Below are 19548 nucleotides of genomic sequence, written 5' to 3' on the forward strand. Positions count from 1 at the left end.
CCTCACCCAAAGACAGCCGTGACAAGATCGAGGAGCCCGCGTTTGATGTCCTCGTCATCTGTCAGAGGTTCAACCATAGCGGCGAGGATGGCGCGGTCGGTGGACATGCCTTGCGCAATCAGCGTCGCGGCATAAACGACCAGACGGGTGGAAACGCCTTCCTCAAGGTCCTGACCCTTGAGCCCGCGCAGCTTGTTCGCCAGTCGCACCAGCGGTTTGCACCGCTCCAGCGGCAACCCACTTTCCTGAGCGACGACCTGCGCCTCCATTTCAGGCGACGGGAAGTCGAACTCGAGCGAGATAAACCTCTGACGGGTCGAGGGTTTCAGGGTTTTCAGGATATTCTGGTATCCAGGGTTATATGAAGCCACCAGCATGAAGCCGGGCGCAGCCTCAAGCTCTTCACCTGTGCGGTCAATCGGCAGGATACGCCGGTCGTCGGTTAGCGGGTGTAGGACGACGGTGACGTCCTTACGGGCCTCGACCACCTCATCAAGATAGCAGATCGCGCCTTCGCGCACCGCCCGGGTCAGGGGGCCATCGACCCAGACGGTTTCGCCACCTTTCAGCAAATAGCGCCCGATCAGGTCGGCTGCGGCCAAATCATCGTGACAGGCCACGGTGTAAAGCGGGCGGCCGAGTTTGGCCGCCATATGAGCGACAAAGCGGGTCTTTCCGCAGCCTGTCGGACCTTTCAGCAGAACCGGCAGGTCGTTGTTATACGCGGCGCAGAACACATCGCATTCATCGCCTTGGGGCAGGTAGAAGGGGGCGTTTGCCGCCCCCTCATTCAGTTTCATGGAGCCGTCCATATCCATCACTCCGCAGGGGTTTCGGCTGCGCCGGGTTCAATGACCTCTTTCCGGGGCACCCAGATCGAGTAGATGAACAGCAGCGCACCAAGAACCACAACCACACCGGAACCAAGACGCATCCAGTAGAAGACCGCGATCTGGTCCTGCACGTCCATGAAGTAGTCACCAACCACGCGCTGCATGTGCGTTTGCACGGTTCCGCCAAAAGTCAGGACGAAGGTCATAAAGACCATACCGCTGGTCATCAGCCAGAACGAGCCCATGTTCAGCACCTGGTTATACGGATCGCGGTTTTTCAGGATCGGCATAGCATAGGTGAAGATCGCCAAGTTGAGGCAGACATAAGCACCGTAGAAGGCCAGATGGCCGTGTGCGGCAGTGATCTGCGTGCCGTGGGTATAGTAGTTCACCCCATGCAGCGTATGCAGGAAACCCCAGACACCGGCGCCGAAGAAGGCAAGCGTGGCACATCCCAACGACCAAAGCAGCGCGGCTTTGTTGGGGTGGTCACGGCGGCCCTTCCAGACCATGACAAAGGCAAAGGCCATCATTGCAAAGAACGGGATCACCTCGAGGCTCGAGAAGATCGACCCGATCCACTGCCAATAGGCTGGCGTACCGATCCAGTAGTAGTGGTGCCCGGTCCCCAGAATGCCCGAGAACAGCGCGGCGGCGACGATGACATACAGCCATTTCTCGACCACCTCACGGTCCACACCGGTCAGCTTCAGCATCAGGTAGGCCAGGATCGAAGCCATAATTAGCTCCCAGACGCCTTCCACCCACAGGTGGACAACATACCACCAGTACTGCTTGTCGAGGGACAGGTTGCCGGGGTTGTAGAAGGCAAACAGGAACAGCAAGGCCAGACCCCACAGGCCCAACAGAAGAATGTTGGAGATGGCGGTCTTTTTGCCCTTCAGGACGGTCATCGACACGTTGTAAAGGAACATGAGCGCGGCCACGACGATGCCCGCCTTGACCCATTTGGGTTGTTCAAGGAACTCGCGCCCCTCTTTGCCCAGCAACCAGTTGCCTTCGAACAGGTTGAAGACATAGGTGACGACGACACCCAAGGTGCCGACCACAAGAATGATCAGCTGAAGGTAGGCCAGCGTTGGCGAATGGATTTCGCGTTCAGTCTCTTCCGGGATCAGGAAGTACGCTGCACCGAAGAAACCGAGCAGCAGCCAGACGATCAGAGAGTTGGTGTGCAGCATCCGCACGATGTTGAATGGCAGAAGCTCACTCAGGAAGTTTGGGAATACATAGATGAAACCGGCCAGTAGGCCGCCGATCACCTGTATTGCGAACAAGGCCATGGCTACAGCGAAGTAGGCGTAGGCGATTTTTTGGGATTCGTATTTCATTGCTCCGTTCCCTTTCTCAGCCTGCCTCGTTGGGCGGCCAGTCCTGAGCGTCGATATTGTCCGTCCAGATCAGGAAGTTGGTCAGATCACGGATTTCTTCGTCGCTGAGGTTGAAATTGGGCATTTGTCGGCGGCCGGGAATGCCGGTCGGTTGTGCTTCCATCCAGCCCTTGAGCGATTCAAAGGCCGATTCCGGGTCATCCAGAACGCCCCAGCGGGTCATCACATTGCCCACTTCGGGAGCATAGTAAGCCCCTTCCCCAAGGATAGTGTGGCAGTTGATACAGGCGTGTTTTTCCCAGACATGCTTGCCGCGGATCACGCTTTCATCAAGTTTGGCGGCGTTTTCCGAGTTAACGATATACAGGTGCGAATGGGCCGACAGGGCCAGAAAGATGAGGATGAAGAACAGTGACCCGCCATAGAATATGTTGCGAGCCATGCTCTTTGTCATGACTTCTCGCATCGCGCTCTCCTTTGCGCAGATTAGCTAGTATTTGCACAATGGCGGGAGGTGCGCAGCGGTGCCTTAACGAAAGTCAAGACCACGAAACTGAGCGCGCGCAGGTGGCTGAAATTGCTGACAGGAAACCAAAATACGCCCTAAAATGACTTAAATTCATACAATGATAACAGGTACGGCGCGAAATGGCGGAAGTGTGAATCAACGCTTCTGATCAGCAGTAATAGGTGACGGGTTAATCAATGGCGAACTATTCATATATCGGCTACGATCCGGGGGTCATTTCGGTCAATTTTACCGGTTTCAGCACTGGCACTATTACGCTTTCCGGGACCTATGATGCTGCCACGGACCGTCGGGGCTTTGACGTAACTGACACGGCCGGTGGCACACTGGTCAATGGCGACCCAGACAACGGAACCGACTTTAACGGCGATCGATTCAACAACGAATTCGGCGACGACCTGACCCAATCCGGGGTCGTGACCAACCTTGATGGGTCAGTTACGATAGATTCGGGCGCTATCTATCTTGAGGAATCTTATAGCCTCGCCAAACCCGGCGGCGGCACCATCGATGTATTTCGGGTCGAAGTTGAAGGTAATCTGGTTGGATACATCACCTCAGAACCGCTGGTCCCCGGAACGAACTATTCCTTTGTCAGATCGAACGTCACCCCGACAAACGCACCGGATACGTCTGACCCTACGGCGATTGTCGATGTTCCCTGCTTCGCAGCAGGAACACAGATCACGACACAGGACGGACCTGTCTCAATCGAAAATCTAAGGGTCGGCGATCTGGTCGTAACTGCGGATAACGGATCGCAAAAAAAATCGCTGGATTGGAGCGCGTAAATTGAATGCTGCGGATCTGGCCCCGCGTCCCAAGCTGAAGCCCATTCGGATTGCGGCAGGAAGCCTTGGCAGTGGCTTGCCCAAACGAGATCTCGTGGTGTCACCACAACACCGCATGATGCTGCGTTCACCAATTGCAGTGCGTATGTTTGACAGCGCAGAGGTTCTGCTTCCGGCGCACAAACTTGTTGGCATTCCCGGCATCACGGTTGAGACAGGTGCGCAAGACGTTGTCTACTACCACATTCTTTTCGACCGGCACGAGATCGTCTTTGCCGAAGGTGCACCTTCCGAAAGCCTGTTTACCGGCACACAAGCTTTGGCCAGCATCCATCTAGATGGTCGCGCCGAGATCCTTGAACTGTTTCCGGAGCTTGCGCAACCGGGTTACGTCCCTCAACCAGCCCGTCACATTCCAGAACAAGGCAGACGCGCACGCGCGCTCGTTTTCCGCCATATCAAGAATGAACGCCCACTGATCTCTGACAATTAGGTCGGGCCGGATCGGGTTTTTCAGCTTGGCCTGGATACCCGAGGTCCTGTCAATGCAGGCCACATCGCAAAGACATACAGCCCAACAGCTGCAATCCAAAGGCCATCAGCCGCCAGCATGGCGGCCATGTAGCCGCCTGTAAGCTCTGACCCCAGCCAGCGCACCAGAGCCGCCGCCGCCATAAGACCGTATGCGACCACCATCGGAGAAGGCGCAACCAGAGGACGCCCGCTGTGACCCAAGGCGGCACGACTCATAACGGCCAAAGTCATACCGCCAACACACCCAATTCCCAGAATGTGAAGCGCGCCGATCTCGTTGCCAAACCCGACCGTTGCCAGACCCCAGAGAATCAGCCCCAATGCCAGCATACCCAGTCCCAGATGTAACGCGATAAGGATTGGCCTACGCAGAGCCCAGCCAACCCTCCAGCGCGCCATGCGCACCAGTTGAACACAGCCCAGCAGAAGGGCAACACCACCCGCCACCGGGCTTATGTTAAATGTCAGCACGAGCAGAGGCAAAAGCAAGGCCAAGATCATCACCGCCTTGTCGACTTGCGGCACGGAAACGGGCCAGGACGCCTCGGGCTGACCTTCCCGCTTCATTGCGTTGCGAGTAAAAGCAGGCGTAATCCGACCCCCTAAAATCGCAATCATCGAACATATGGCAAGCAAGCCCGCCCGAACGCCTGTGATCAAGGTGTCCGAAGTGACCCCGATCCAATCCAGATGGATCAAAAGATTGGCGGTCCAGATCAAACCGAGAAGATACAAAAAGACAATGTTCTGCGGCTTGGGACGTCGGATCAACTGGCTTGCAACCTTCAGCGCCAGAATAGGCACGAAACTCAGATCCACCAAAGCGACGGTCACGGGGGACAACGAACCGGAAAACCAAACTGCAATCCGGCCAGCAATCCAGAGTAACGCCACCACAGTGATAAAGCGTGCCCGCGCCTCGGGCGCTCCGGTCCAATTTGGGACGGCTGTCAAGAAAAACCCGCCCAATGCTGCCGTTGCATATCCAAAGATCATCTCGTGCGCGTGCCACATAACAGGTGGCATGGCATAGCTTTGGTTTACAAACGGCAACAACCCGTCCAGTGAAGCCAACCACACGCCCCAGGCAACGCCGGCGAATACACCGTAAAGGCCCGCTAATAGGAAAAAGACACGAAAACCCTCACTGAAAACGCGTGTAATTACGGAAGACATCCCTGCTCTCCATAGCCTCGCTTGCCGTTGATCAAGCTCTATCGCAGCAGCAGGTGCACGGACTTAACAGAAATCAAGACCCCCTTAAAACATGTGTGAAAATGTCAAGTTTTATTGGCGTTTCGACGCTTTAATTTTACCTGGAAGTCTCAGTTTGCGCTCTTGCCGTTGACTTTGGTCAAGGATGACATCTCCGTGATGGCTCAGTCTCTCTCCTGCCTCACCACGCAAATGGAGAGTGATCATGTCACTTGGAATCAGCTACAACAAAACTGGCCGCACATTGGGGGTCGGATTGGCAATGTTGTTGGGCAGCGTCGCTGCTCCAACCTTCGCCGAAGAGCCAACTCTCAGCAAGGAAGCCTTTGAATCATCCAAACAACTGTACTTTGAACGCTGCGCCGGCTGTCACGGCGTGCTGCGCAAAGGGGCGACAGGTAAAAGCCTTGAGCCATTGGTGGAAACCAAAAACGCCGACGGTACCGTAACCGAATCCGGCACCCTGAAGCTGGGTCAGGAACGGCTTGAAAAGATCATCGCCTGGGGGACCGAAGGCGGGATGAACAACTTTTCGGACGTTATGTCCGAAGAAGAAATCCGCGATATGGCAACCTACATCCAGATGGAACCGCCCCAGCCACCGGAAATGTCGCTTGAACAGATGATGGCGACACGCAAGGTCTATGTTGAACCCGAAGACTACCCGACCGAGCCACTACATGGCCGCAACTGGGAAAACTTCTTCGTGGTCATCGAACGTGACGTGGGCAAGGTGGCCGTGATCGACGGTGACACCAAGGAAGTTCTGGCGCACATCCCGACGGGTTACGCCGTGCACGTTCTGAAAGCCTCCGAACACCATAAACTGGAAGAACCGGAAAACCCCGGCCGCTTCTGGTACACGATGGGTCGCGACGGCAAGATGACCAAGATCGACCTGTGGCAGAACCCCGAGAACATGTTGGTGGCCGAAGTGACCATTGGCTATGACGCCCGCGACGTGGCAGTTTCGGGCGACGGTAAATACGTGATCGGTGGGGCCTACTGGCCTCCGCACTTCGCCATTGTCGACGCCGAAACCATGGAGCCGAAGAAGGTTGTCTCGACCCGCGGCTACAACGTCGATGGGGACTATGTGGAAGAGGCCCGCGTGGCTGCGATCTACACCACTCCAAACGAACCCACCTGGATCGTTGCCGTGAAAGAACTGGGTCAGTTGTGGCAGGTCGACTACACCGATCTGGAAAACCTGCGGATCGACAAGATCGACAGCGCCAAGTTCCTGCATGACGGGTTCTTTGACCCGACCGGCCGTTACTTTCAGATCGCCGCGAACGCGTCGAACAAGATGGTTGTGGTCGATACCGAAACCCACAAGCTGGAAGCTCTGATCGACACCGCGCCGCTGCCGCACCCCGGCCCGGGCGCCAACTGGGATGATCCGAATTGCGGCCCTGTTGCCGGTACAACCCACCTGGGTGAAGGCACCGTGACCGTTTGGAGCAACGACCCCGAAGGTCGCCCGGATGATGCCTGGAAGGTCTGCTACGAAGTCGAAACCGACGGACCCGGTCTGTTCATTCGGACACACCCGGAATCAGACTACATCTGGGCTGACCAGACCAAGCACCCCGAGCCTGAGATCCAGCAATCGGTGCAGGTCATCGACAAGGCAACCGGTGAAATCGTGAAAACGATCCAGATCACTGAAGAGGAAGGCAACGTCGCCGTCCACTTCGAGTTCAACCAGGATGGGTCTGAGGTCTGGGTTTCCAAGTGGAACCGCTCGACCTCGAAAGAACCAAACGGTGAGATCGTGATCTTTGACGCCAAGACGCTGGAAGAAATCGGCCGCGTGAAGGGTCTGTTTGCGCCCACCGGCAAGTTCAACGTCTACAATCGGTCAAACCACGTCACCTGACGGATTTACACATGAAACAGAAAGGGCGGGCCCCTCGCCCGCCCTTTCTTCGTTTTCCCCATCAGCTAAACGCGTCGGCCTAACACGCCGCGCCAGTCAAGACAGCCAAGACGGAGCCCGGATATGACCTCCGAACCTGATAAAAAACCACCGATCTGGCGCCGGTATTTCCTATGGGGGATGCCCGTGGCCGGCATTGCCGCAGCCTTTGCTGCCGGTATCATCTTCTGGGGTGGGTTCAACACCGCCATGGAAGCCACGAACACCAAGGAATTCTGCGTCTCGTGCCACGAGATGCGCGATTTCGTCTACGAGGAATACACCGGTACGATCCACGATGTGAACCGATCCGGCGTAGGGGCTGTATGTTCAGACTGCCACGTGCCCAAGGACTGGACCCACAAGATCATCCGCAAGATAAAGGCCTCGAAAGAGCTCTATGGCAAAATGGTCGGCACCATCAACACCCGAGAAAAGTTCGAAGCCAAGCGCGTGCATTTGGCGATGAATGAATGGGAGCGGATGAAAGCAACCGACTCTCGCGAGTGCCGAAACTGTCACGATTTTGAATCGATGATGCCAGAATTTCAAAAACCCCGCGCCCGGCAGCAGCACCTAAACGCGATGTCCGCTGGTCAAACCTGCATCGACTGCCACAAGGGCATCGCGCATTCCGACGCACGTGACCGGGCCGACGAAGAGTATCTCGAAAAACTTGAAGCTCCGAATCCTGATTTCATTCGCGAAATCCCCGCCGAATACCTGGCCAGCCTTGAGCGGGTCGAAGCCAAGGAGGCAGCCGAAGCCGAAGCTGAAAAAGCCGCACGTGTGGCGCAGCAAGAGGCCGTTCAGGCCCAGATCGCCGCGGCTGTGGATGCCGCCGTGGCCGAAGAACGCGCCAAAGCAGCAGGTGAAGAGGCCACAGCCCCCGCAGGTGGAGGCAGTGATGTCGGGACAGGCATCGATTGGGCGGCTGTTCCAGGTGCGGACATGAAACTGTTCTATCCTGGTCAGGCTTCGTTTGAATGGGTTCAGAACGGCAGGTCCCACGGTGGCGCGCGGCCGTTGACCAAGGGTGGCGATCAGTGCACCACATGTCACGCTAAGGAACTGGATGCGATCGGCAACAAGATCGTTGCGGGAGGCGAACTGGAGCCTACTCCGATCCCTGGCAAGCGCGGTGTGATCGACGCAACCGTCCAGGCAGCGCATGACGACGAGAACCTGTATATCCGCTTGCAGTGGCCGGATGCTGGTCACAACCCTGCCCCGTTTGTCGATGGTGGCAAGATGGACCCCGACAACCAGATCAAAGTCGCCATGATGATCACCGGTACAGGAATCGAGCTGGGCGATCAGGTGGGCTGTTGGGCATCGTGCCACGCGGATAACTCTTACATGCCGTTTGATCCCGGTGCCGAGGCAATTGCCGCCAATGCGGATGCGGCAGGCCGACTTAACACTCAGGACACCGTGACCAAATACATCAGCGAAAGCCGAACCGAGGTCGAAATCAAAGGCCGTCGCGGCAAGGCGCTGGGCGGTTGGGACAAGCTGCAGGCTGCGGATCAGATCGAGCAGTACTTGGCCGACGGCACCTATCTTGACCTGATGCGCGTCTATGCAGACGGCAGTGCCACCAATGGCTACTTGCTGGAGCAACGCGTGGTCAATGACGGCGAAATCACGGCCTCGGCCAGCTTGGACGCTGGTATATGGACCGTGGTTTTCACCCGCCCTCTGAATTCGGGCGCGCCAGGAGATGTGCCGCTGGAGGCAGGCCAGACCTACACTGTTGGGTTTGCCATCCACGATGACTTTGCAGCCGCAAGGTTCCACCACGTGACGCTGGATACCAGCTTGGCACTGGACGACGACAGCGCGTTCATCAACGTGGTCAAACAGTAAAGAAAAAGGGCCGGGCGATCCGGCCCCTTCCACCAAGAAGAGGAGACTTGGACGATGAAACCCCCACGCCTTCTTCCCGCGTTGCTGCTCCTGGCCGCGCCTGCTTGGGCGGGTGAGACCGCCGAGCTGTGTGCCGAGGCAGAAGAGCGTTATGTCGAGCTGTTTGGTCAGCCTTCATCTGCCGTTGAGGACGCCGAAGTGGTGCTGATGTATAAATATAACTTCTGCCCGTTTGAGCTGACCGTGAAGGCAGGCACAACTGTCCGCTGGGTGAATGTCGACAAACGAACCAGCCACTCAGTTCTTTTGAAAGATGGCAGCGAACCGGAAAGCGACCGTTTGTTCCCTGAGGAATCGGTTGATCTGACGTTTCTCACACCCGGCCCGCAGGAATATTTGTGCGGCCCGCATTGGGAAACACAGAACATGATCGGAATGATCACCGTCGAACCCTAAGGCAATAAAATACAGGCAAAAAAGACAGGAGCGTGGGCGCAAATCCCGCGCTCCTTAACTTTTGTCAAGGAGGTTGGTTTGCGATTGCGCCACCTTGCTCTCATGACACGCCCGGCAGGCCCAGCGACGTCCCTATTGCGCAAGGCAGATTCGGGTTTCGATGACATTCAGACCAAGCGAGTTTGCACATGAGCGGTAAGGTTTTTCTGATTGGCGCAGGCCCTGGCGATCCCGAGTTGATGACCCTACGTGCACTACGGATGCTGCAAGAAGCAGATGTGGTGGTCTATGATCGGCTGGTGTCTGCCGACATCCTGAACCTTCACGCGGAAGGCGCACGGCTGATCCCGGTTGGCAAAGCCCCCAAGTGCCATACGGTTCCACAAGACCGCATCAACGACATTCTGCTCGAAGAGGCCAGTGCGGGTCACACGGTTGCCCGTCTCAAAGGCGGTGACCCGATGATCTTTGGCCGCGGCTCAGAGGAGGCCGCCTATCTGATGGCCCACGGTGTTGCTGTCGAATATGCGCCTGGCATTACGGCGGCACAGGGTGCGTCCGCTTCTACCGGCGTTCCGCTGACCCATCGCGGGCTGGCGACCTCGGTGCAGTATGTCACCGGGCACCGTCAAGCTGACAAGGTGCTGGACCTCGACTGGAAACGTCTGGCCGATCCGGATTCGACGCTGGTGGTTTACATGGGGGTTGCCAATATCGGCCAGATCGCCATGGGCCTGATGACTGAAAACCTTCCCGGGTCCACACCGGTTCTGGCTGTGGGCAAAGCGACCACACCGGATGAAAGCCGCATGGTATCTCGGCTGGACCAATTGGCTACCGACGTGCGCGAGGCCGGGTTGAAAGCACCCACGCTCTTCATAATTGGCAAGGTTGTGTCGCTTTACGCAGAACGGCCTGTGGCCGAGCTTTTGGAGCAAGCCAATGGCTAAGCTGGGGTGCAGAACAGGTGCGATAAGCTGTGGCGTACAGCGCCCTGTCGCGCGGCGGCACTCGGTGCCTTCGGTGTTGCTGACAACGGCTGTTCTCATTGCGACATCCGCCTTCGCCGCTGACACCCTCGACCCCAACGCCCTGAAACACCTTGTCCACCAGGACTGCGGCTCTTGCCACGGTTTGTCGCTTAAAGGCGGTCTCGGCCCCGATCTGCGCAGCGAGACGTTGAAACATTATGATGCGGACGTCCTGACCGGCGTCATCCTTGACGGCATCCCAGACACCGCGATGCCCCCCTGGCGGCCCCTGATCAGCGAAGAAGAGGCCGAATGGATTGCCCGCTACCTGCTGGAACAGGAGGCACAATGAAACACCTCATACTCGGCCTTGCAGCCTCATTGATGTTGACCACCGCACATGCCGAACCCACAGCGACCGGCGATCTTGGTCTTGTGATCGAACGCGCCAAGGGATCGGTCCTTTTGGTCGATCAATCCGACCGTGCAGCTCTGGCCCGTATCGAAGGCTTGGGCGATTTGTCCCATGCCTCGCTGGTCTATTCGCCCGATGAACGCTTTGCCTATGTCTTTGGCCGTGACGGCGGGCTGACCAAGGTTGACATCGTCACCCGCCAGATCGTGAACCGCGTTGTTCAAGCGGGCAACGCCATTGGCGGTGCCATCTCGGACGACGGAACACTTGTTGCCGTGTCGAACTACGAACCCGGTGGTGTGCGGGTGTTTGATGCTGACACGTTGGAAATGGTTGCGGACATACCCACCGACAGCAAAACCATCGGTCTTGTGGACGCGCCAGGACGTCGGTTTGTCTTCACCATGTGGGACACGGGCGAGACATGGATTGCCGATTTCGCCAAAGGCGAGCCCGCGATCACCAAGATACCTGACATGGGCAAGAACCCCTATGACGCGCTGATCACCGCCAATGGCCGCACCTATATCACCGGCCTGTTTGGCGAAGACGGCCTGACCGCGCTTGATCTGTGGGCCGACACCCTGGAACCCATCCGTGTGCTGCCTGACTATGGGCGCGGGCAAGAGGAAATGCCCGTCTACAAGATGCCTCATCTGGAAGGCTGGGCGCTGACCGGGCGCGAATTCGTGCTGCCTGCAGTGGGTCATCACGAGGTGCTCTGGGTCGATGCCGACACTTTGTCGGAAACCGGGCGTACCAAGACACACGGCCAGCCGGTCTTTGCCATGGCCCGCCCTGATGGACGGCAAGTCTGGGTGAATTTCGCCCACCCGTTGAACGATACCATTCAAGTGATCGATAGCGTCAGCAAGGAGATCATTCACGAATTCAAACCCGGCCCCGCCGTGCTGCATATGGAATTCACGCCGCGCGGGCATGAAGTCTGGATCAGCGTGCGCGATGCCAACAAGGTGATGGTCTACGACACGCAAACGTTTGAGAAATTGCGCGAAATCGATGCCGACAGCCCTTCGGGCATCTTCTTCACGGCCCGCGCGCACAAAACGGGGCTTTGACGGATGCAGCATATCACCGACCCAATCGATTGCCGCCTGTTGGACGACTTTCAGCGCGATTTCCCGATCACAGAGCGCCCTTTTCAAGTGCTGGGAGACGCGCTGGGATTGGACGAAACCGAAGTACTTGACCGGCTGACCCGGATGCGTGCCACCGGCCGCATCACGCGGGTTGGCGCAACCATCACGCCCGGCGCGGTGACGGCCAGCACTCTGGCAGCTGTGTCCGCCCCGGAAAATCGGTTGGAAGAAGTTGCCGCCCTGATCGATGCCGAACCTGGGGTGAACCACAATTACCAGCGAGAGGATGCCTGGAACCTTTGGTTTGTCGCAACAGGCCCGGACCGGGAACATGTCAACGAGACACTGGCCCGGATCAGCCGGACCTCGGGGTTGCAGGTGCTGGATCTGCGTCTTGTCCGGCCGTTCAACGTGGACCTTGGGTTTCGCATGACTGCTGGCGCCAAGAACGTCCCTAGTGCGCGCAAAGTCGACGCATCGGCCATGCGCGACGGAGATCGTTGCTTGCTGCAGACACTCAGTTCGGGCCTGTCACTGGTCGCAGAGCCCTATGAGGCTCTGGCTCGTTCATTGAACCGGAACGTGAATGATGTGATGGCGCGGATCGTTGCCTTGCACTCCGCCGGTATCATTTCACGGCTCGGCGTTATCGTGCGCCACCGGGCACTGGGGTGGTCCGCCAACGCGATGGTCGTTTGGGATTTGCCAGCGGAACAAATTGACACGGCCGGTCCGGCGCTGGCCGCCTATCCCGGTGTCACGCTGTGCTATGAGCGAAATCCGGTTGAAGATGTCTGGCCCTATCGCCTCTATTCGATGATCCACGCCCGGACCCGGAACGAGGCTCTGGGTGTGCTGGCTGGCGCGATGGAGTTGCCCGAGTTGGCCGGCGCGCGGAACAAAGTTTTGTTTTCGACCCGCTGTTTCAAGCAGACCGGAGCCTTGATTCAAGCGCGGGAGGTTGCCGCATGACTCTGGACGACAAAGACCGCGCGATCCTGAACCGGATGCAGGACGATCTGCCGCTCACCTCTCATCCTTATGCGGCAGTGGCCGACGAGCTTGGCCTGTCCGAAACCGAGCTGCTGGAGCGTCTGACACGGCTGAAGGAAGACCGTGTCATCACACGCTTTGGTCCGTTTTTCGACGCTGCTGCTATGGGCGGGGCCTTCTGCCTTTGCGCCATGGCTGTTCCGGCTGAAAATTTCGAAACCGTCCTGACGAAAGTCAATGCACACCCGGAGGTCGCCCATAATTATGAACGTACGCACCGGCTGAACATGTGGTTCGTGCTGGCCACCGAAACACCTGCGGGGATCGAGGCCGCCGCCGATGCCATCGAACGGGAAACGGGGATCGATGTTCTCCGTTTCCCCAAACTCCAGGAATTTTTCATTGGCTTCCGGGTGGCAGCATGATCGATACAACCGACAGACAGATTATCGAGGCGTTGCAAGGGGGCTTACCCTTGTCGCCGACCCCGTATGCGCAGGTTGCCAAGGATCTTGGGCTACAGGAAACCGATCTGCTTGAACGGCTGACAGCCCTGAAAGCACGGGGTGTGATCCGTCGCATTGCTGCGGCACCCAATCACTACAAACTGGGCATGACCTCGAACGGCATGACGGTTTGGGATGTGGACGATGCCTGCATCACCAAGCTGGGTGCACAGATCGGTGCGCTGCCCTTTGTGACCCATTGTTATGAACGGCCCCGCGCCCTGCCCGACTGGCCTTACAACCTGTTTGCCATGGTGCATGGCACCAACTGCGATGAGGTTGAACAAAAGCGCGCCGAGATCGCCGCAATTCTGGGCGACGCCTGCCGGGCCAAGGATATCCTTTATTCCACGCGCATCTTGAAAAAGACCGGGCTGCGCCTGAAAAAGAAAGGCTGAGACATGTTCCGCCTGACAGAGTACATGCACCAACTGGTCAACCCGACCCCGGTGCGCAAACGCCGCCCGGGCCCAGTGAAGCCGGTGGTGATCTGGAACCTGACGCGACGCTGCAACCTGAAGTGCCGCCATTGCTATACCGTCTCAGCAGATGTGGCGTTCCCCGGTGAGCTCAGCCATGAGCAAGCCATGGTAACCCTTGAGGATCTTGGCCAGTTTCGCGTCCCGGCCTTGATCCTCTCGGGTGGGGAGCCGCTTGACCGGTTCGATTTCTTCGACATCGCCAAACGTGCCCGCAATCTGGTGCCTATGCTGGCTTTGTCGACCAACGGCACGCGGATTTACGAGGAAACCGCCGATATGATTGCCGATGTGGGGTTCAACTATGTGGGCATCTCTCTGGACGGAATTGGAGCAACGAATGACTGGTTTCGTGGCGTCGAAGGCGCTTTTGCTGACGCCTTGCGCGGTGTGCGTGAATGCAAGAAACGTGGCATCAAGGTCGGCCTTCGGTTCTGCCTGACCGAAGGCACGCAGCATCACTTGCCTGACTTGCTGAAGCTCTGTGATGAAGAAGGGGTCGACAAGTTCTACTTGTCTCACCTCGTCTATGCCGGGCGGGGCGACAAGAACCGAGGCGAAGACGCCGCACATCAACTTACTCGCAAGGGATTGGACCTGCTGTTGGAGTGCGCGTGGGAAGCCGCGTCAGGCGGGCGACCGTTGGATATCGTGACGGGCAACAATGACGCCGATGCAGGGTATTTCCTGAACTGGATCCGTGCGCACTTTGATGCCGAAAAGGCCGCGCATGTGCGTACGCATCTGGCCGCATGGGGTGGAAACTCCAGCGGGTTGGGAGTCGCCAATATCGACAATCTGGGTCGGGTTCATCCGGACACCTATTGGTCCGATTACACGGTCGGCAACGTGAAAACCAAACCGTTTTCCGAGCTTTGGACCAGCGATGACCCGATGCTGGCCATGTTACGGACCCGTCCTCGCCCACTGAAAGGTCGCTGCGGTGCGTGTGAGCTGAAGGACGTCTGCGGTGGCAACACGCGTATTCGCGCCTTGCAACTGACAGGCGATCCCTGGGCCGAAGATCCGGCCTGTTACCTGTCTAACGAAGAAATCGGCGTGGATGACACAGGAGAGCGCCTGCAGGTCACGCCGTTCCGGGGGAAAAGCCATGATCCGGCGCATCAGTTCTTTGGATAACCCCTCCCTGTTCCGGCAAATCGTGCCACCTGTGGAGCCTGTGGGAGCCTCCGGCGGGAGTATTTGGAAAAAGATGAAGATCGGACTGTTGTGTTCCGTTCTGACGGCTGGTTCGGCATGGGCCGACGCGCCAGCGGATTACGCTGAGCACTGCGCGTCATGCCATGGCGAGAACCGCTTAGGCGGCGTTGGGCCAGCTTTGATCCCCGAGACGTTAAAGCGAATGCGGGGACCGCGGGTTGCAGCGGTGATCGCCGAGGGCCGCACCGCGACACAGATGCCTGCGTTTTCACATGAGCTCGACGCTTTGCAGATCGAAGAACTGGCGGGGTGGCTAAAATCTCCGCTCGAGAGCGACCCGGAATGGGGTGAAGCTGACATCATGGCCAGCCGTATTCTGGACGAGGATTACACCCCGGTCGAAGCACCCGTGTGGGATAGTGACCCGATGAACATCACGCTGGCGGTGGAGACCGGTGATCATCACGTCAGCGTTCTGGATGGCGACACGTTTGAAGTGCTGGACCGGTTCGAGACCCCTTTTGCCGTTCATGGCGGGCCAAAATTCAGCCCAGATGGCCGATACGTTTTCATCATGTCCCGCGATGGCTGGGTTCAGAAATACGACATCTGGGCGTTGAAGCAGGTTGGACGCGTTCGCGCGGGCCTCAACAGTCGCAACATCGCCATGTCAGGCGACGGAAAATGGGTGGCCGTTGCAAATTACTTGCCCAACAGCCTGTCCCTGCTGTCGACCGCGGACCTCTCGGTTGCCACTGTCATTGAAGTCAAAAGCAAGAAAGGCGTGCCCAGCAGGGTGTCTGCCGTCTATCAGGCTCCACCGCGGGAGAGCTTTGTTTTGGCCCTGAAGGACGTGCCCGAAATTTGGGAGGTGTTCTATGGTGCCAATCCGCCGCAATTCGGAATCGGGCATGATTTCCGCATTGAAGGCCAGTTCAAGAATCCTAATCCTTTCCCCGTGCGCAAGATCACCACGCCAGACTATCTGGACGATTTCTTTTTCGATCAGAGCTATGAGTTTGTCATGGGGGCGTCCCGTGGTGGCAAAGGCGGTCAGGTGATTGATCTGGTGATCGGGCACAAGGTCGCCGATCTGGATCTACCGGGGATGCCGCATCTTGGTTCTGGGATTACATGGAAGCATGGTGATACGACCGTGATGGCAACGCCGCACCTGACCGACGGCACAGTTTCCGTGATCGATATGGAAAGCTGGGAAACCGTCAAACGGATCAAGACAGAGGGACCCGGGTTCTTCATGCGCAGTCATGAAAACTCGCCTTATGTCTGGGCCGATGTGTTTTTTGGCCCGAACAAGGACGCGATGCACGTGATCGACAAGCAGAGCCTTGAAATCGTGAAAACTCTGCGCCCCGCGCCAGGCAAAACCGTGGCTCACGTGGAGTTCACCAAAGATGGTAGCCACGCGCTGGTTTCGATCTGGGAAGATGATGGCGCAGTGATCGTCTATGACGCGCAGACGCTGGAAGAAGTCCGTCGCCTGCCGATGCGCAAACCGTCTGGAAAGTACAATGTCTGGAACAAAATCACCTTCTCGGAAGGCACCAGCCACTGACGGCAAATGGCCGGTTTGGAAACTTGCCATTCTGCTCTATCCCGCCACGGCTCTGACCGTGGCTATCAACCTGTTTTTGTTGGGTTTAATCTCACACGGCATCGGGTTCGGAGCGATTGAACCAGTTCCCGCACTTCTGTGGTCCGTCCCTTTGGGCATTCCAGCGACATGGCTGGCAGGCCGCTGGGTACGCGGTTTGATGGACGAAGCAGACGGCTGAGCAAAGAGTCCGTCTGCCTAACCAAAGTCAAGTATCGGCAAGCAGGAATCCCATACGGTTCAGGAAAGACTTCCGAGTTGGATTCTCCATGTCCGCCTATCACTTTCTCCACATCCTCCCTGACCGCGTCTTGCGTGCGGTCTGTGGAGTGGCGGGCGCCCTTCTTCTGTTGTTGCAAATGCTTGGTCCTGTGCTGGCGAGTCCCGGACAAAGCATGTGGGTAGAGATCTGCTCGGAGGCAGGCGCGGTTTGGGTTGAGGTGGACCTTGAAGAGGAAAACACCGATCCAACCGCGCCCTGCCCGAAATGCGCCGACTGTGCGCTATGCGCGGTAACAACAGCCGGACCTGTGCCAGACACTCCGCTGCTGGTCGCGGACCGCGCCCAGCAAATTGTACTCCCTGGGATTGGTGATCCGTGTAATTACCATAACTCGAAACGACTGTGGCCCGAAACCCGAGGGCCCCCGTTTACGACCCAAGAAGAATCTGAACGCGCCCTGCGCGCGTCCATGGCGTCCACCCAAATATTCGGAGGTGCGCCGTGGTCGTAAGTCGCGCAATCCATTTCCTGCTGGCTTTCTCCCTGTCCTGCCTGATGGCGATCAGCGCCCATGCCGACAGTCTGGCCAGTTTCCTGCCCGAGATTGAACCCGCCGATCTGGCCCCCGGTGCCGATTCCTTTGGCCCGGTACGTGACGACGTTCCGGTAGCGCCTGTCCTGAAGGATGGCGAAACTGTCGCCTGGGCATTCTTGACGTCTGACTTTGTGGGCACGACAGGGTATTCCGGCAAACCCATCCATGTGGTCGCCGGTATCGATGAGGATGCGGTGCTGACTGGCGTGCAACTGGTCAAGCATTCGGAACCCATCGTTCTGATCGGGATCCCCAATTCCCGCATGGTCGAGCTGACCGAAGGCTATGCCGGTCTGGACCTTAGGGTCGAGGCCGAAACCGGTGGCGAGGGGCATGACCTCGACATCATCTCGGGCGCGACGGTCACGATCATGGTCATCGACGACAGCCTTGTGCGCGGCGGCATCAAGGTGGCGCGGGCGCTGGGGCTGGGTGGGTTGTCTCCGCTGCAGGCCGATGGACCGAAGCTCGAGGTCGATCTGGCGCAGGATGCGGTTTACGACTGGACCACCCTGTCGGGCGACGGCTCGGTCCGGCGGCTGACGCTGGATATCGGGCAGGTCAACGCGGCGTTCGAGGCCACTGGCGATCAACGGGCCATCAAACGCCCGGAACCAGGCGAACCGGATGACACCTTCATCGACATGCATATGGCGCTTGTCTCGGTTCCGTCGATCGGCAAGTCGCTGCTGGGCGAGGCCGAATATCATAACCTGTTGAACTGGCTGGATGAGGGCGAGCAAGCCATTCTGGTGCTGGGACGCGGGGCTTACAGTTTCAAGGGATCGGGCTATGTGCGGGGTGGCATCTTTGACCGGATTCAGCTGATCCAAGGCGACAGCTCGGTGCGCTTTTTTGACAAACAACAGCGCCGTTTGGGCAAGGTTGCCGCGCCGGATGCACCCAGCTTTACCGAACTCGACATCTTCAGAATCCCCGCCGATGCCGAGTTTGATCCGGCTGAACCGTTCCGTTTGCAACTGCTGGTGCAACGCGCGATTGGTGCTGTCGAAAAGACATTCTTAACCTTCGATCTGGGTTACAAGCTGCCGGAACAGTACCTGCTGCCGGTCGCCGCGCCCGTGGTGGTCGATGACGCCACCGGTGAAGCCGCCGCCAAAGCGGCACTATGGCAGCGCATCTGGAAGGACCGTACTGTCGAGATCGCGGTTCTGGGTGTGATGCTGTTGGTGCTAACAGCGACGTTCTTCTTCCAGTTCCATGCCACCATGGACGCGCGTGTCTTCTACTGGTTCCGCATCGGATACCTGACCATGACTCTGTTCTTCATCGGCTGGTACGCCAATGCGCAGCTGAGCGTGGTGAACCTGATGGCGCTGGCAGGCAGCCTGCGCACCGGTTTCAGCTGGGATGCCTTCCTGCTGGATCCACTGGTGTTCATCCAATGGTTCGCCGTGGCCGCAGCGCTGCTGTTTTGGGGGCGCGGGGCCTATTGCGGCTGGCTGTGCCCGTTCGGCGCGCTGCAGGAACTGACCAACAAGATCGCGCGGGCGTTCAAGGTGCCGCAATGGACTTTGCCCTGGGGTCTGAACGAACGGCTCTGGCCTGCGAAATACATGATCTTCCTTGGCCTCTTTGGCCTAAGCTTTGTGTCAATCCCGCTGGCAGAAACCTATGCCGAGATCGAGCCGTTCAAGACCGCGATCATTCTGAAATTCATGCGCGACTGGCCATTTGTGGTCTTTGCGCTGGCTCTGCTGGGGATCGGACTGTTCATCGAACGGTTCTACTGCCGCTACCTCTGCCCGCTGGGCGGGGCGCTCGCGATCCCAGCCCGTATCCGCATGTTCGACTGGCTGCGCCGTTACAAGGATTGCGGCAGCCCCTGTCAGACCTGCGCCAACGAATGCCCCGTTCAGGCGATCCACCCCACAGGCGAGATCAATCCGAACGAGTGCGTCACCTGCCTGCATTGTCAGGTGCTCTACCAGTCCGAGGACAAATGTCCCGTCGTTATCCGCCAGTTGAA

19 protein-coding genes and 1 pseudogene are annotated in these 19548 nt (G+C 58.0%); 16 read left to right on the plus strand and 4 right to left on the minus strand.

Annotated features, from left to right (window positions below; all coding sequences use genetic code 11):
- Window positions 1–2: 2 nt before the first annotated feature.
- From GS630_RS02405 to GS630_RS02415, 3 genes are read right to left on the minus strand one after another with little or no spacing between them, the layout of a single operon-like run.
- Window positions 3–818, minus strand: a complete 816-nt coding sequence (locus GS630_RS02405; protein ID WP_171094613.1) for a CbbQ/NirQ/NorQ/GpvN family protein — start codon at window positions 816–818, stop codon at window positions 3–5.
- Window positions 818–2185 carry a cbb3-type cytochrome c oxidase subunit I gene (locus GS630_RS02410; RefSeq protein ID WP_171177150.1) on the minus strand — a complete coding sequence of 456 codons (1368 nt, stop codon included), beginning with the start codon at window positions 2183–2185 and terminating at the stop codon, window positions 818–820. The genes GS630_RS02405 and GS630_RS02410 overlap by 1 nt, the downstream gene beginning before the upstream one ends.
- 16 nt (window positions 2186–2201) lie before the next feature.
- Window positions 2202–2651: a cytochrome c gene (locus tag GS630_RS02415; protein ID WP_171094608.1), complete on the minus strand. Its 450-nt coding sequence runs from the start codon at window positions 2649–2651 to the stop codon at window positions 2202–2204.
- A 239-nt stretch (window positions 2652–2890) separates the two neighbouring features.
- On the opposite strand from GS630_RS02415, the gene GS630_RS22355 reads away from it, so the two are divergent.
- Window positions 2891–3505 carry a Hint domain-containing protein gene (locus GS630_RS22355; RefSeq protein ID WP_253285928.1) on the plus strand — a complete coding sequence of 205 codons (615 nt, stop codon included), beginning with the start codon at window positions 2891–2893 and terminating at the stop codon, window positions 3503–3505.
- Window position 3506: 1 nt separating this feature from the next.
- Window positions 3507–3998, plus strand: coding sequence for a Hint domain-containing protein (locus tag GS630_RS22360; protein ID WP_253282814.1), 492 nt, complete (start codon window positions 3507–3509; stop codon window positions 3996–3998).
- 20 nt (window positions 3999–4018) lie between these two features.
- Here the strand turns inward: GS630_RS22360 and GS630_RS02425 are convergent, their stop codons facing one another.
- On the minus strand, window positions 4019–5215 hold the full coding sequence (locus tag GS630_RS02425; protein WP_171621082.1) for an NnrS family protein: 1197 nt from the start codon (window positions 5213–5215) through the stop codon (window positions 4019–4021).
- Window positions 5216–5459: 244 nt separating this feature from the next.
- On the opposite strand from GS630_RS02425, the gene GS630_RS02430 reads away from it, so the two are divergent.
- From GS630_RS02430 to GS630_RS02495, 14 genes and pseudogenes are all read left to right on the plus strand, one after another.
- Window positions 5460–7136: a cytochrome D1 domain-containing protein gene (locus GS630_RS02430; protein WP_171177154.1), complete on the plus strand. Its 1677-nt coding sequence runs from the start codon at window positions 5460–5462 to the stop codon at window positions 7134–7136.
- Between the two features lie 123 nt (window positions 7137–7259).
- Window positions 7260–9044, plus strand: coding sequence for a NapC/NirT family cytochrome c (locus GS630_RS02435; RefSeq protein WP_171621083.1), 1785 nt, complete (start codon window positions 7260–7262; stop codon window positions 9042–9044).
- 54 nt (window positions 9045–9098) lie between these two features.
- Entirely contained in the window at window positions 9099–9500 is a 402-nt protein-coding gene (locus GS630_RS02440; protein WP_171177158.1) for a plastocyanin/azurin family copper-binding protein, read from the plus strand.
- A gap of 188 nt (window positions 9501–9688) precedes the next feature.
- Entirely contained in the window at window positions 9689–10450 is a 762-nt protein-coding gene (gene cobA, locus GS630_RS02445) for a uroporphyrinogen-III C-methyltransferase (RefSeq protein WP_171177160.1), read from the plus strand.
- The gene (locus tag GS630_RS02450) at window positions 10443–10823 is read left to right on the plus strand and encodes a cytochrome c (RefSeq protein WP_253286411.1); all 381 of its coding nucleotides are present in this window, start codon (window positions 10443–10445) and stop codon (window positions 10821–10823) included. The genes cobA and GS630_RS02450 overlap by 8 nt, the downstream gene beginning before the upstream one ends.
- Entirely contained in the window at window positions 10820–11965 is a 1146-nt protein-coding gene (locus GS630_RS02455) for a cytochrome D1 domain-containing protein (RefSeq protein WP_171621084.1), read from the plus strand. Before GS630_RS02450 ends, GS630_RS02455 begins: the two co-directional genes overlap by 4 nt.
- 3 nt (window positions 11966–11968) lie before the next feature.
- A complete protein-coding gene (locus GS630_RS02460) occupies window positions 11969–12958 on the plus strand; it encodes an AsnC family transcriptional regulator (RefSeq protein ID WP_171177165.1) in 990 nt (329 codons plus the stop codon).
- Window positions 12955–13404, plus strand: a complete 450-nt coding sequence (locus tag GS630_RS02465; protein WP_171177167.1) for an Lrp/AsnC family transcriptional regulator — start codon at window positions 12955–12957, stop codon at window positions 13402–13404. Before GS630_RS02460 ends, GS630_RS02465 begins: the two co-directional genes overlap by 4 nt.
- Complete coding sequence (locus GS630_RS02470) at window positions 13401–13883, plus strand: AsnC family transcriptional regulator (protein WP_171621085.1); 483 nt, start codon at window positions 13401–13403, stop codon at window positions 13881–13883. The genes GS630_RS02465 and GS630_RS02470 overlap by 4 nt, the downstream gene beginning before the upstream one ends.
- Before the next feature lie 3 nt (window positions 13884–13886).
- Window positions 13887–15104 (plus strand): heme d1 biosynthesis radical SAM protein NirJ, encoded by a 1218-nt coding sequence (nirJ, locus tag GS630_RS02475; protein WP_171621086.1) that lies wholly within the window; start codon window positions 13887–13889, stop codon window positions 15102–15104.
- Between the two features lie 73 nt (window positions 15105–15177).
- Window positions 15178–16701 carry a nitrite reductase gene (locus GS630_RS02480; RefSeq protein WP_171177173.1) on the plus strand — a complete coding sequence of 508 codons (1524 nt, stop codon included), beginning with the start codon at window positions 15178–15180 and terminating at the stop codon, window positions 16699–16701.
- Complete coding sequence (locus GS630_RS02485) at window positions 16658–16921, plus strand: hypothetical protein (RefSeq protein ID WP_171177174.1); 264 nt, start codon at window positions 16658–16660, stop codon at window positions 16919–16921. Before GS630_RS02480 ends, GS630_RS02485 begins: the two co-directional genes overlap by 44 nt.
- 88 nt (window positions 16922–17009) lie before the next feature.
- Window positions 17010–17474, plus strand: a complete 465-nt coding sequence (locus GS630_RS02490; RefSeq protein ID WP_171177177.1) for a DUF2946 family protein — start codon at window positions 17010–17012, stop codon at window positions 17472–17474.
- Window positions 17475–17518: 44 nt separating this feature from the next.
- Window positions 17519–19345, plus strand: a pseudogene (locus GS630_RS02495) (4Fe-4S binding protein); the annotation flags it as partial.
- Window positions 19346–19548 lie beyond the last annotated feature (203 nt).

The organism is Ruegeria sp. HKCCD7303 (genome assembly GCF_013111185.1).
GTDB lineage: Bacteria > Pseudomonadota > Alphaproteobacteria > Rhodobacterales > Rhodobacteraceae > Ruegeria.